The sequence below is a fragment of the Microcoleus sp. B3-A4 genome (genome assembly GCF_036705385.1).
Taxonomy (GTDB): Bacteria; Cyanobacteriota; Cyanobacteriia; order Cyanobacteriales; family Microcoleaceae; genus Microcoleus.
Genome location: NZ_JAUBUI010000121.1, coordinates 1 through 12,847 on the forward strand (window position 1 = coordinate 1; position 12,847 = coordinate 12,847).

A 12,847-nucleotide genomic window follows, 5' to 3' on the forward strand; every position below is an offset into this window, starting at 1 on the left:
TCGCTTCTGTGATTTATTGCGTAAGCGTTGCTTGCCGTAGGCGTCGCATCCCTCTTTAAAAACTGTCCGGAGTATTGAACTAACATATCGATGATCGGCTTTGCATGAATTTGTGGAATGGCTGTGCTACCAATGTGATGTATAGCAACCACATTTTCCTTAAGTGCAAGTGCAATCAGTTTCGACTCAGTTTCAAAGGCGCTGCGCCAATTTGGATCGTGCGGGACGACTTCTACTTTGAAAAAATCTACTTTTATTGACATGGCTGATAATTATTTGCTTGTTTTGTCATCTCATTGATTTACCATCGCATTTAACCGAAACAGATTTTATTATGCCTCATATTTTACGGGCTGCGCCCAAAGCTCTTAAACATACGGACAACGGGGAGGAACTGACTGTTTGGGAGAGAAATTTCAAACCGCTCAATCACCTGATAGTCAAATTTTGTGTAAAATGGCTTTCCCGCCAGCGTCGCAATCATCTCAACTTCCTTAAATCCAGCACGCTCAGCAGCCAGTTCACATACTCGCATAATCTGACTTCCAATTCCTCGACGTGCCCATGCTGGATGAACAAAGAATGCACGAATCTTTGCCGAGTCGCTGTCTGGGTTGAGCAGGCTGTCTTCTGGATTATTTTTGCCTGAATCACCTCCATAAAGCGTTTTACGCTTACTCCAACCACCGCAACCAACAATTTGGTGATTGTTCTGAGCAACAAAGTATGTTTGGTCTAGAATCAGTTGAGTATCAACCCCAAAAACTTTGCCCAGTGCGCCTTCAATCTGCTCTGAAGTGTAGTAGCCTGCTTGCAAAGCTCTAGCAGAATCAGGAATTAAAGTTGTCAGCTTAGGAATGTCTTCTAAGGAAGCTAATCGAATACAAAAATCCATTGAACCGATCGGCTAAACAAATCGCTCTCTTAGTTTGTCACATCCGTGAAAGCGGCAAGGCAGCGATCGCCCGTTAGCGAAGCCCTCGAAGAGGAGCGCCCACCCCCAGCTTTAAGCGAACACCCAAATCCCTCCGCCTCGCCCTTTTTTTCATTTGGTCACAGGCTATGATTGACGGTTGGCAGCTTTTGAGAATCTAAATGCTAAACACAAATACAATTATTTCCAGCCTGCTGTTATTTATCCCAGTTTCCATCGCCGGACACTTTCTCGGCTGGGAATCCTCCACAATCTTCATCACCTCGGCTTTAGCCATCATCCCCCTAGCCGCGTGGATGGGGACGGCCACCGAAGAAATCGCCGTCGTCCTAGGTGCCAATTTGGGGGGTTTGCTGAACGCTACCTTCGGAAATGCCACGGAACTGATTATCGGCATCGTCGCCCTCAACGCCGGACTAATAGATGTTGTCAAAGCCAGCATCACCGGTTCAATTATGAGTAACCTGCTGCTGGTGATGGGATTGGCGATGCTGCTGGGCGGTTTGCGCTACAAAGAACAAGATTTTCAGCCGACAGTCGCCCGGTTGAATGCTTCAGCCATGAACTTAGCCGTGATTGCCATTTTGGTGCCAACTGCAGTTAATGCCACCTCTATTGGCATCCCTGCAGCAACTATGCAGAACCTCTCTAGCGCTGTTGCTGTAGTGCTGATTGTCGTCTACGTGCTGACGCTGCTGTTTTCGATGAAAACCCACAGTTATCTGTACGATGCAGGGGTGGCAGAAATAGAAATGCTTGAAGAATTAGCCGAAAGTAACTTAGCACCAGACAGCCCTGACCACAAAGTCAATCTGCCGCTGTGGATTTCGGTGCTGTTGGCCTGTACCCTGATGGTAGCTGTCGAGTCGGAACTGTTGGTGGGTACTCTCGAAGAAGCGACAGCGCGTTTGGGACTGACATCACTGTTTACCGGGGTGATTTTAGTGCCGATTATTGGCAATGCAGCCGAACATACGACGGCGGTGACGGTGGCGATGAAAAATAAAATGGATTTGTCAGTTTCTGTGGCCGTGGGTTCGAGTTTGCAAATTGCTTTGTTTGTTGCGCCGGTGTTGGTTTTGGCAGGTTTTGTCTTGGGCAAACCCATGGACTTGAATTTCAACCCGTTTGAACTTGTAGCGGTTGCGGTGTCGGTGCTGATCGCCAATTCTATCAGTTCTGACGGCAACTCAAACTGGCTCGAAGGTACTTTGCTGTTGGCAGCTTATACGGTTTTGGCGCTGGCGTTCTACTTCCATCCGGTAATTGAGGGACTTGTTTAAAAGGCTTTCTTCTGCTGAAGGAAGAGGGAAGAGGGAAGAAGGAAGAAGGCAGATTTTTTCACTCCCCCACTCCCCCACTTCCCTACTCTCACTTCTTTCTTCGAGAGTGGTGGTTGCGATCGTACAATTGAAATGTAGCTGCTCTCTCGTTATTAGTTCTGGTGTGTTTGTACATTATTTGCTGTCATCAGGGATTTGTGGCCTCGATCGGCTGTGACAAACAACAAAACCTTTGGCCTCAACCCGATCGTTAGAGCGCAGTGCCACCGGTTATACAAAAACACGGGATGCTCAAGTCAAGCGAGACTAAAGCCTCCCTTGACTTCAGAGGGGCTGCAAGATTTCAATCAAGGGTGCTCATGAGTCTTTTACTAGGTGTGCTACGATCGTCATAAGTTGAAAATTGAGTCTAACCAGACAACGTAAAACCTCGTACTCTTATTGTTGAGTACGTCGTCCCACAAACACGGTGTTGCCGTCTAGGAAAACTCGTATTTGAACAAAAACCGAACTAGATAAAGAGGACTAATCAAATACGGTATGCCATACCGGAATTAACGATTTTAGAGAAGACACCTCTAATGCGGCTTGAGTAATCTTGTCAAAGCAAGTAACGCAAGCTGAATCAAAAATCTCCCTCACCAAGAGTACACACAGGTTAATCTAATCGTTTAATACTTGATTAAACTTCCTCCGAGCTGCTGATGACAAGCATATTGACAGAGGCGCAGTTTTGTGCAACATTCTCAAAATAATGCCCAAAATCAGCAGGAAAAATTTTCTGGAAGAGTAAACGACGGTTGATTTAAAACTGACTAGCCTATAAAAAGGTCGAACGGGATACCACGATTCGTTAAATTGGTTGAAAATAATGGTTAAACAATGGCTAAAAGCTTCCAAAATAATAAGTAGTTGTACAGACTTCAAAAATAGGGTGCTGCTCCACCCGAATTTACGCCTGTGGACAAGTAAGAGCCGACTCTCTTGGCAGAAGCAGGAATCAGACCCTCTAGAAAATACTTCTAGTTGAATGGTGAAGCTTAGATAAGTTTAGCCAAGTTTTGTATAGCAGTGTCAAAGTAAAACTTGATAGAGCAACCTCAATCAGGGTTATGTGGCTTCTGTGAGTTATTGCCTCAATCCCAAATGTCCGAATCCCTCCGATCCAGCCAACTCTGGCAAATCCGTGTGTATCCACTGCGGGTCTGAACTTTTGTTGCAAGGTCGATATCGGCTAGTCGCGCCTCTCGGAGGCGGCGGCTTTGGCAGAACATTTGAAGTGGACGACAACGGCGCCCGAAGAGTGCTCAAAGTCCTGCTCAAAGAACATCCCAAAGCTGTAGAACTGTTTAAGCAAGAAGCCGACGTGTTAGTCAGGCTAAGACATCCAGGTATTCCAAAAGTCGATCGCGACGGTTATTTTACATTTACGCCCGCTCACAGCACAGAGTCTTTTCACTGCCTGGTGATGGAGAAAATTGCTGGGGCCAATTTGCAAGACTGGCTGAAACATCGGGGCCGCCCCATCAGTCAAGAACAAGCTGTGAACTGGCTCAAACAACTGTCGGAAATTTTAGACCAAGTTCACCGCCTCAACTATTTCCATCGGGATATCAAGCCGCACAATATTATGTGCAAGCCAAACGGGCAGTTAGTGCTGATTGACTTCGGGACTGCTCGGGAAGTGTCGGCGACTTATTTCGCTAAGGTGGGCCAGGGGCAAAATGTGACTGGTATTGTTTCCCCGGGCTACACGCCGCCGGAACAAACTAATGGTAAGGCTGTTCCGCAGTCAGATTTTTTTGCTCTGGGCCGCACTTTTGTTTATTTGCTGACTGGAAAGCCACCGACTGCGTTTCCAGAGAACCCGCGCACGGGCAGATTAATGTGGCGCAAAGGAGCTCCTCAGGTTTCCGACGCCGTGGCTAATGTAATCGATTATCTGATGGCGCCTTTTCCGGGAAATCGACCTCAAAGCCCGCAGATGGTTTTGCAGTGCTTGGAGGAAATTAATCTCGACGGCGCGGAAAGTCAGTTGCCTACTCAGTTGCCGACGACGGGGCAAACTAAACTTCGCGCAACTTCCGGGACGCCTGAGGTGAAGAAGCAGACTTCTGTAAACCGCCTCAGACCTCTGAATTCGGGATTGAAAAAGACCGAAAAAGATGTTTTTGATTGGAAAAAGAAGTTGCTGGCGGGCACGGCTGTTTTGATGGTGAGTATTGGCGCGTCTCAAATTTACGGTTCGCTGCGTTACGGGGTGTTTCCGGCAAACCCGGTGTGGCTGCTTTCTACCTTACCTAGCACTCATCTTTTGCAAGGAAGGTTGGATAATGTCGAGAGTGTAAATGCGATCGCCCTGTCGCCTGACGGTCAACGTTTGGTCAGCGCAAGCCTTGGGACGATTAGAATTTGGAATGTGAGGACGGAACGCCTCCTGGTGCCGCCTCTCGATTTGGTGCATTCTAAAAAATCGGTCAATACCGTGGCGGTGAGTCCGGACGGCTCGATTGTTGCCAGCGGGGGCGGCGACAATAATGTGATTCTCTGGGATTTGAAGACGGGGCGACGGATGCGGACGATTCCCGCTCACAAAGCCGCCGTCAACGCGATCGCTTTTAGCAGGGACGGTAAAACTCTCGCTAGTGGCAGCGATGACAAAACTATTCGCTTGTGGAATGTCAGAACCGGCAGCAGGTTGCGGACTTTGAGCGGCCACGCCGGAGGAGTAAACGCCATCGCTTTGAGCCGGGACGGTAAAACTCTGGCTAGCGGCAGCGATGACAAGACTGTGCGTTTGTGGAATCTCGGCACCGGAGAAGTCAGAAGAATTATCACAGGTCACGGGGGCGCGGTTAATGCTGTGGCTTTTAGCCCAAACGGGAAAATTGTGGCTAGCGCTAGCACCGACAATACGATGATCCGTTTGTCGAACGTGCAAGACGGGAAGCGCACCCGCACTTTAAAAGGGCATTCGAGCTCGGTGAGGACGATCGCCTTTAGCCCGGACAGCCGCACTTTGATCAGCGGGGGCGGAGATATTAAAGTTTGGGATTTGAAGACGGGAAAAGAAAGAAGCACTCTTTCTGGTCACAGTCAGTTTGTGAGTTCTGTTGCTATTTCCACCAAAGATAGCAAGACTTTTGTGAGCGGCAGTCCCGATCGCACTATTAAGATTTGGCGAATGCCATAGTCCTACTATTTTAGATTTTAGATTGAAGAGTCGAGGCGATCGAGAAATCCCATCCCGACTCCGACGTGGCAGTCTGGGCATTGCCCGCCCTACAACTGTTACTTGCCGCAATTGGCAAAAGTAGAAAACAGGTTAAATTCTGTAACTCTCCACGCTTGCCATGTCTGCGCGCCAGCAAAAAGACTGTACCTAGTTATGCTTTTATCGCTGTCCACATAACTTTGCCAACTTAATGAAGCAACAGTTGGATACTGGGCTGGAAACTCCCCTGGTATAGGACTTACTTGGGAGCTCATGTTCCATCCTACTTGCTTGCTAAATTCTTTAATTTGACCTTCGCAAGTTCGACAGCTAGAACCGCCCACTTTCTGCCAAATCTCTAACTGTGGAGTCAATCCATATTTGCCATTGCTCGATTGCATCCACATTTGATCGATCGCGCGGAGGTTCGGACAAGACAGATTTGCGGAGTTGTTGCGGATCAGAGAGACTGTTTCTTGATCGGCTTCGTACCATTTTTTGGCTTCTAATAAGGATTGAAGTTTGCTAAATTCGCTGTTGCTTTCTTGTGAATTAGCGGTAAATGCTGGTTGCAAAACTGCAAGAAATGTGCCTATTAATGCGAGTGATTGTTTGCCAAGTTTAATCATGACGTTCCTCTGAGCAAAAGTGATTTAACAAATGACCAGTTTACCATCTATCTCTAGACAGAGATGAAATCTTCAGAGCCGATGAGGTTTGGAGCAACGCCTGTCAAAGAAGCTAAAACTTCACCGCTGCTGGCTACTCTAATTAATGTGCCGTCCGTTCCAGGGGAAATTGATAGCTGTCCGAAGGTCAAGCCATTGATTAATTGAATAATATCTTGACCGTTGGCGAAATCAGAGATGGTATCAACTCCCAATCCCGCACCTAAAACAAATACATCGTTGCCCGCGCCGCCGACTAGAATATCGTTGCCCAAACCGCCGTTGAGGGTGTCAAAACCTTTGCCGCCAAACAGGTTGTCGTTGCCGCCACCCCCGACAAGAATATCGTTGCCTTGTCTGCCGGTGAGTGCGTCATCGCCGTCTAAACCGCTGATATTATCGCTGCCGTTCGTGCCTGTCAGGTTGTCGTTGCCGGGAGTGCCGTTGATGAGGTTTGGAGAGTTATTGATGCCGCCTGGAGCACTGCCGGTGTCAGAAATAAAGAGGTCTGGGCCGTTGTTGGTATCTCCCGGCACGAGATTGGCTGCAAAAGATGAAAACGCTACTTTCTGCCCGTTGGCGGAGATGGAGGGGAACTCGGAGTCGCTGTTCCCCTGATTGCCTGCTGAGTCAACAGAGACGCGGGTGGTGGTATTGCTTGACAAGTCCCGCACGAAGATGTCCTCGCTATCGTTAGTGTCCCCCGGCACTATGTTGGAGGCCTCAGAGGAAAACGTCACAAACCGCCCGTCAGCGGAGATGAAGGGAGTGTAGAAGTCTTCGTTCCCCTGATTGCCTGTTGAGGAAATAGAGACGCGGGTGGTGGTATTGGTTGACAAGTCCCGCACGAAAATATCGGTAGTATTATTTGTGTCCCCCGGCACGAGGTTGGTGGCATCAGATGAAAACGCCACAAACCGCCCGTCAGCAGAAATAGAGCAGCGGGAGGAGGAGTCGTTCGCGCGATCGCCATTGGAACTCACAGAGACAAGGGTAATGGTATTTGTCAACAAGTCGCGCACGAAAATGTCGCGACTGTCGTTAGTATCCCCAGGCACGAGGTTGGTGGCCAAAGAGCGAAATGCCACAAACCTTCCGTTGGCTGAGATGGAGGGTAATTCAGAGTCGTTGTTCCCCCGATCGCCGCTGGAACTCGCAGAGAGCAGAGTGGTGGTATTAGTTGACAAGTCGCGGACGAAGATGTCGGTGCTATTGTTAGTATCTCCCGGCACAAGGTTGGTGGCATCAGATGCAAAGGCGACAAACCGCCCGTCACCTGAGATGGAGGAGCGCCGGGACAAGCTGTTTCCCTGATTGCCTGCTGAGCCAACTGAGACGCGGGTGGTGGTGTTAGTTAACAAGTCGCGCACGAAGATGTCGCTCTGATTGTTAGTGTCCCCCGGCACGAGATTGGAGGCATCAGATTGAAACGCCACAAACCTTCCGTCCGCAGAGATGGAGGGGTCGTAGGAGCTGTCGTTCCCCGGATTGCCTGCTGAGTCAACAGAGACGCGGGTGGTGGTATTAGTTAACAAGTCGCGCACGAAGATGTCGTCGCTATTGTTAATATTATTGTTCGGAGTTCCGATTTGGAAGATGGATTGGTCAAGTGTAAACGCCACAAACCGGCCATCACCGGAGATGGATGATGAGACCGAGTAGCGGTTCCCCTGCACATCGCCTGCTGGGTCAGAGATGCCTGTAGAGTCTACAGGAACGCGAGTAATAATCATAAGCCCTGACATTTAAGAGTACAAGTTTGGAGATGCCGTGCGGTTGATTGACATCATTCAATAACCAGCTCTCAAAGTCAATTCATAAAATTCATAACCTTGACTTCATAAAAGTCATATTTATCAACAAATATTACCAACAGTAGACAAAATAGCCAAACTCATATGCAGTCAGCGAGGTAATGATACTTGCTCCCGAATTAATGAAGTTTTCTGTATTGCAAAATCTAATAACTAATTCCCCGCCCGTTTTTCGCAAATTCATCAACTGTTTGCTGGGACAATTCGTGAACTGCGATCGCCTGCAACACGTCAAAAGGCAATGTCAAATGATGTGCTCCAGCTAATAAAGTCTTTACCGCTTCTTCCGGCGATTTAATGCTAGCTGCCAAAATTTCAGTATTAGTTCTCTGCAACACATTTGCCATATCCCGCACTAAGGCAAAACCGTCTCCCAACAATCTGGTGGCGCGATTCACATAGGCGATCGCATATTTGGCCCCCGCTTCTGCTGAGACAACTGCTTGTGATGCGCTGTATATCGCCGTCACCGCGCAAGGAATGGACGGTGACAAATGCGCTACTGCTTGGAAACCAGCCGCCGTTGCTGGAACTTTCAAAACTGTTTGCTGTCCAATTAATTCAAAAGCCGCTTTTCCTTCTGCTACCATGCCATCAACATCAGATGCCATTAGCTGATAGTACACTTCCCCAGGAATCAGTTGTGCCAGTTGTTTAAGGGTTTGCTCAGGAGATAACTCGCTTTTTGCCAAAAGTGTCGGATTAGTAGTAATTCCCGCTATCCATCCGAACTTGCTCGCCCGTGCGGCTTCCGCTACAATTGCAGTATCAACATAAATTGCCATCGGCTCTACACCTTCAGTTTGTTAATAATTCCCAGACGGTTGCTTGCAGATTGAGATAAATCCGAGCAAAATTAATTGTTAAGCTTTAACAATATCAGAATCTCGGAAATATTACTGTTAAGTAAATATAACAATTCAGTGATGTGCATCATCGGTAGTAGTCCGTGAGTTTTGAATTTAACAGGACTTAGGCTCAGAAATCCCGTTTCTTACAAAAAATTGGTGGAGGACTACATATCTGTGAATAAACCTCGTTTTTGAGGAAAATTGGCTAAGTGCTATTTAAGATAGCTAACAACTGAAATCCCAACTTTTAAGTCAGTTGGTAACTGCGATTGTCTGGTACGGAAAACTTGACTCGCCCAATCCCGGATACAAAGAAATTACATTTGTATTAAGGGTTATGTATGCAATACCTCCAGGAGGTGACTCAGAAAATGACCGAAGAAAAAAATCAGCACCAACAAGTCAGCCTTGAGACATCTTCTGAACAACCTCAGTTGGAAAAGTCAGCAGAAACCGCTGAAGAATTGTCGATAAATGTTAAGTCTGAAACTCTGTCTCAATTGGTTGAAAATAACGCCGAAGAGCGTTTGAAGGCTCTTGGCCGCTTAATGATGGTGAGCCTAACTTGGTCGCTGGCGGGGCTTTCCAAACGCGAGTAAGTTATGGAGCGCTACCGCGTAAGGGCGAGTTATGATTTGTGAGTTTTGTTGTAAGTTTTGTTTAACTCAAAACTTACAACTCCCGGACTTACATAATGTCCGGTTAGTTGTAATAAAACCTGTTTTTCGTGAGGAATAAAGTCCTTGCTCTAAAGACTAAAGTCTTCAACAGAGCACTCATAACTTTTATTTTATTCCTTCAAACGGCCCCAAAAAAGTCGGTTCCGGACGGGTAACTCGCACTTCCCAAAGCGCTTTGAGGACTGCCAAAAATTCGCGGAAACTGTAGTGAATCATGCCCTTATGGCTAAATTTTCCCCAATCCGGCGTTCCTAAGCCGATCGCCTCTATGCCCAACCGGCGACAGGTATAAACAGCGCGGGCTAAGTGAAAGTTTTGGGTAACTAAAACAGCCTGCGTTATGCCAAAAATCTCTTTCGCCCGGTAGCAACTTTCATAGGTGCTAAATCCGGCATAATCGAGAACGATATTATTAATCGGTACGCCCTGGGCTTCGGCGTAGTCCTGCATTGCTTGGACTTCGTTGTAATCGACGGTGCTATTGTCTCCTGTCATCAAAAGTTTGTCCACTCGCCCCGCTTTGTACAAATCGACGGCTGCTTGCACTCGATCGGCTAACATTGGGCTTGGAGTGCCGTCTTCCCAAACTCCGGCACCAAAAACTATAGCAATGGGTTCTGCCGGCACGTTAGCTACATCACTGTAGCGGTAGTTGCTGGTAACAAGTCTGACGTAGTAGTTGAGCGCTAGGGGTATGAGGCCGGAGGTTAATATTAACAGCCCGATAGCAAGGCGCCAGGGAAATATAAAGGATTTAGACGACATAAATTTAAGTTAACATCCTATATAATTACACAAACATACCGCTTCGCGGGTCTAAACATTGTCTAGTTACCGAATTTACATTATATTAACAAAAATATGATTCAACAACAGCCAAACTTTGAATTGCTGGAATCATTATTATGGGAACCCAAAAACGGCTATTTTTTGCTAGACAGACATCTTAAAAGATTAGAGATATCGGCTGATTATTTTAATTTCCCCCTATCGCTAACAGAAGCAAGCAAAGCTTTACAAGCATTAAGTATGACTTGCGGGTCAGTCAAACACAAAATACGGTTAACAATATCTGGTGAGGGAAACATAACATTAGAAGCTCAGACACTAGATAGCGGTATCTTAAAAATCGGTGCATCTGTGGGAATTGCCCGCAAACCGATCGATTCTCAAAACCCATTTCTTTACCACAAGACAACTTACCGATTGCCTTATACAATGGCTTTGGAGTCGCAGCCCGAATATCAGGATGTATTGCTGTGGAATCAAGATGGAGTTATCACCGAATCCACGATCGCCAATATCGCGATCGATACACCCGCAGGGCTCATCACACCTCCCGTCAAGTGCGGTTTATTACCGGGGACGTTTCGTTCTCAACTTTTAGAGGAGGGAAAAATCAGAGAAAAATTAATTACCTTAGAGGATTTGCACAGTAGCCAAACTCTATTTCTCATTAACTCCGTTAGGGGCTGGATACGCCTCAAAAAAGAGGCAAACCGAGATGTTTGGAAAGTTGTAATTAATGGCTGAGATAACGCTTTCAATCGATTTTAGTAGGGTGCAAAATGTGCACCTTACTACTACAGATAGTGTCAAGATTGACTCGTTGCGTAAGTCCTGAAAGTGTTAACCCTAGTGCAACCTATTATGAAACAAATACAACCTTGGCATTGGCGAAAGCTTCCCCTAAATCAGCGCAGCGGATCGGAGATTTTTCAAACTTTATTTCTTGGTAAAACTGCCGATAGCGCAAGCTCAATATCGGATTGTTTCCCCCGCGATATGGCCGTTCTGCTAGAAAGTCCAGTTACATCTTCTACTAAATTGGCACGATATTCTATTTGTGCCGGTTCTCCACGGATAATTGATGGTCAATCTCAGCTATGGACACCGCCAGTTGGTGAAATTTTACCTTTTTTGCGCGCTCTTTTGGACTCTCAACAGCAAAATTTAGCAGAGAATGTACCGCCGGAAATTCCTTTTAGTGGGGGTTGGTTGGGATGGCTAGGTTATGATTTAGCATGGGAAATCGAACACCTGCCCCAACTCAATACCGATCCACTTCCTTTCCCGGTTAGCTGTTGGTACGAACCAGAATCTTTTGCGGTTTTAGACCGTCAAACGCAAATTCTCTGGTTGGCTGCGAGTCAACCTTCTCACCTCGATGTTATGCAGCATCAATTAGAGCAAACCGAGGGAGAAATAATCCAGAATAATTTACCAGAAAATTATCAAGAAAATTCCGCTACTCCTATTTTCCAATTATCTCAGACTGAATATAAAGAAATAGTGCGAAAAGCTCAGAAGTATATTCATGCGGGCGATATTTTTCAGGCTAATTTATCTTTGCGGTTTGAAGCCCGTACAGATTGCAGTAGTTGGTCAATTTACCGCGCTTTGCAACGGATCAATCCTTCGCCTTTTGCAAGTTATTGGCAAACTCCGTGGGGGGCGATAGTTAGTTGTTCGCCGGAAAGACTCGTTCAATTATTAGGAAAACAAGTGGATACTAGACCGATCGCGGGAACGAGGCCGCGAGGTTTAACCTGTATTCAAGATGAGCAATTAGCACAGGAATTAATAGAGAATATCAAAGAAAGAGCCGAACATATTATGTTAGTTGACTTAGAGCGCAACGATATCGGGAGGGTGTGTGAATGGGGCTCGGTAAAAGTTAACGAATTTCTGACCATTGAACGCTACAGTCACGTGATGCACCTCGTCAGTAATGTTATCGGTACATTAAGAGGAGATTGCGACGCGATTGACTTAATTCGAGGGGTATTTCCAGGCGGTACGATTACAGGTTGTCCGAAAGTGCGCTGTCTGGAAATCATCGAAGAATTGGAACCAGTGAAGCGCAATTTATTTTACGGTTCCTGCGGTTATTTGGACTGGCGCGGCAACCTGGATTTAAATATTTTGATTCGCACCCTTTTATATGCACCAAAAAGTGACGGTACAACCGGGGGAGTTGTTTGGGGACAAGTGGGTGCGGGGATTGTTGCTGATAGCGATCCGGAAAGGGAATGGCAGGAGTCACTTCATAAAGCTCAAGCTCAAGTTAATGCTTTAAAATTAGCGGAAATATTTGATTAGATGCGTCTTAGCTTAAGGGAGTTTTTAAGATTACTGAAAATTACGATCGACGATTTACTTTAGATGTAATACTGATTAAATTTGTAAAAAAATAAAAATGTTGTAGTATTAAGGCTGGGGGGGTAACAACCAGCCTGAAACCCATACCTTTGTAAGGATTGAGCCCATGTGTGCTAAAAAAAGATAGGCAGCATAATTGTTACACGCTTGCCTATCTCAAAAATAATGATAAGCTGCTACGCAGCTAAACCGGATAAAATAGCATTGCCTTTATTTTTGATTTTTCGCTCCCATTTGATAA

At 46.4% G+C, this 12,847-nt stretch carries 11 protein-coding genes; 5 read left to right on the forward strand and 6 right to left on the reverse strand.

What is annotated here, in order from left to right:
- On the reverse strand, window positions 1-263 hold a 263-nt coding region (locus QUB33_RS27255), incomplete at its 3' end, for a GrpB family protein (RefSeq protein WP_333357044.1).
- An 83-nt stretch (window positions 264-346) separates the two neighbouring features.
- A complete protein-coding gene (locus QUB33_RS27260) occupies window positions 347-895 on the reverse strand; it encodes a GNAT family N-acetyltransferase (protein WP_333357047.1) in 549 nt (182 codons plus the stop codon).
- A gap of 200 nt (window positions 896-1,095) precedes the next feature.
- Here QUB33_RS27260 and cax point away from each other — a divergent pair, with 200 nt between their 5' ends.
- The gene (gene cax, locus QUB33_RS27265) at window positions 1,096-2,217 is read left to right on the forward strand and encodes a calcium/proton exchanger (protein ID WP_333357051.1); all 1,122 of its coding nucleotides are present in this window, start codon (window positions 1,096-1,098) and stop codon (window positions 2,215-2,217) included.
- A gap of 1,114 nt (window positions 2,218-3,331) precedes the next feature.
- The gene (locus QUB33_RS27270; RefSeq protein ID WP_333357055.1) at window positions 3,332-5,410 is read left to right on the forward strand and encodes a serine/threonine-protein kinase; all 2,079 of its coding nucleotides are present in this window, start codon (window positions 3,332-3,334) and stop codon (window positions 5,408-5,410) included.
- A gap of 98 nt (window positions 5,411-5,508) precedes the next feature.
- Here QUB33_RS27270 and QUB33_RS27275 read toward each other — a convergent pair whose 3' ends face one another.
- The 3 genes from QUB33_RS27275 to QUB33_RS27285 all read right to left on the reverse strand — a co-directional run bounded on the left by QUB33_RS27275 (window position 5,509) and on the right by QUB33_RS27285 (window position 8,698).
- Window positions 5,509-6,060 (reverse strand): GUN4 domain-containing protein, encoded by a 552-nt coding sequence (locus QUB33_RS27275; RefSeq protein ID WP_333357059.1) that lies wholly within the window; start codon window positions 6,058-6,060, stop codon window positions 5,509-5,511.
- A gap of 53 nt (window positions 6,061-6,113) precedes the next feature.
- Window positions 6,114-7,832: a calcium-binding protein gene (locus QUB33_RS27280; RefSeq protein ID WP_333357062.1), complete on the reverse strand. Its 1,719-nt coding sequence runs from the start codon at window positions 7,830-7,832 to the stop codon at window positions 6,114-6,116.
- Between the two features lie 227 nt (window positions 7,833-8,059).
- Window positions 8,060-8,698 (reverse strand): transaldolase family protein, encoded by a 639-nt coding sequence (locus tag QUB33_RS27285; RefSeq protein WP_333357065.1) that lies wholly within the window; start codon window positions 8,696-8,698, stop codon window positions 8,060-8,062.
- A gap of 437 nt (window positions 8,699-9,135) precedes the next feature.
- On the opposite strand from QUB33_RS27285, the gene QUB33_RS27290 reads away from it, so the two are divergent.
- Window positions 9,136-9,363, forward strand: coding sequence for a hypothetical protein (locus tag QUB33_RS27290; RefSeq protein ID WP_333357068.1), 228 nt, complete (start codon window positions 9,136-9,138; stop codon window positions 9,361-9,363).
- Between the two features lie 186 nt (window positions 9,364-9,549).
- Here QUB33_RS27290 and QUB33_RS27295 read toward each other — a convergent pair whose 3' ends face one another.
- The gene (locus QUB33_RS27295) at window positions 9,550-10,209 is read right to left on the reverse strand and encodes an ElyC/SanA/YdcF family protein (RefSeq protein ID WP_333357071.1); all 660 of its coding nucleotides are present in this window, start codon (window positions 10,207-10,209) and stop codon (window positions 9,550-9,552) included.
- Window positions 10,210-10,305: 96 nt separating this feature from the next.
- Between QUB33_RS27295 and QUB33_RS27300 the strand changes: the two genes are divergently transcribed.
- Window positions 10,306-10,977: an aminotransferase class IV gene (locus QUB33_RS27300; RefSeq protein ID WP_333357074.1), complete on the forward strand. Its 672-nt coding sequence runs from the start codon at window positions 10,306-10,308 to the stop codon at window positions 10,975-10,977.
- 117 nt (window positions 10,978-11,094) lie between these two features.
- Window positions 11,095-12,546 (forward strand): anthranilate synthase component I, encoded by a 1,452-nt coding sequence (locus tag QUB33_RS27305; protein ID WP_333357077.1) that lies wholly within the window; start codon window positions 11,095-11,097, stop codon window positions 12,544-12,546.
- The last annotated feature ends 301 nt before the right edge of the window (window positions 12,547-12,847 follow it).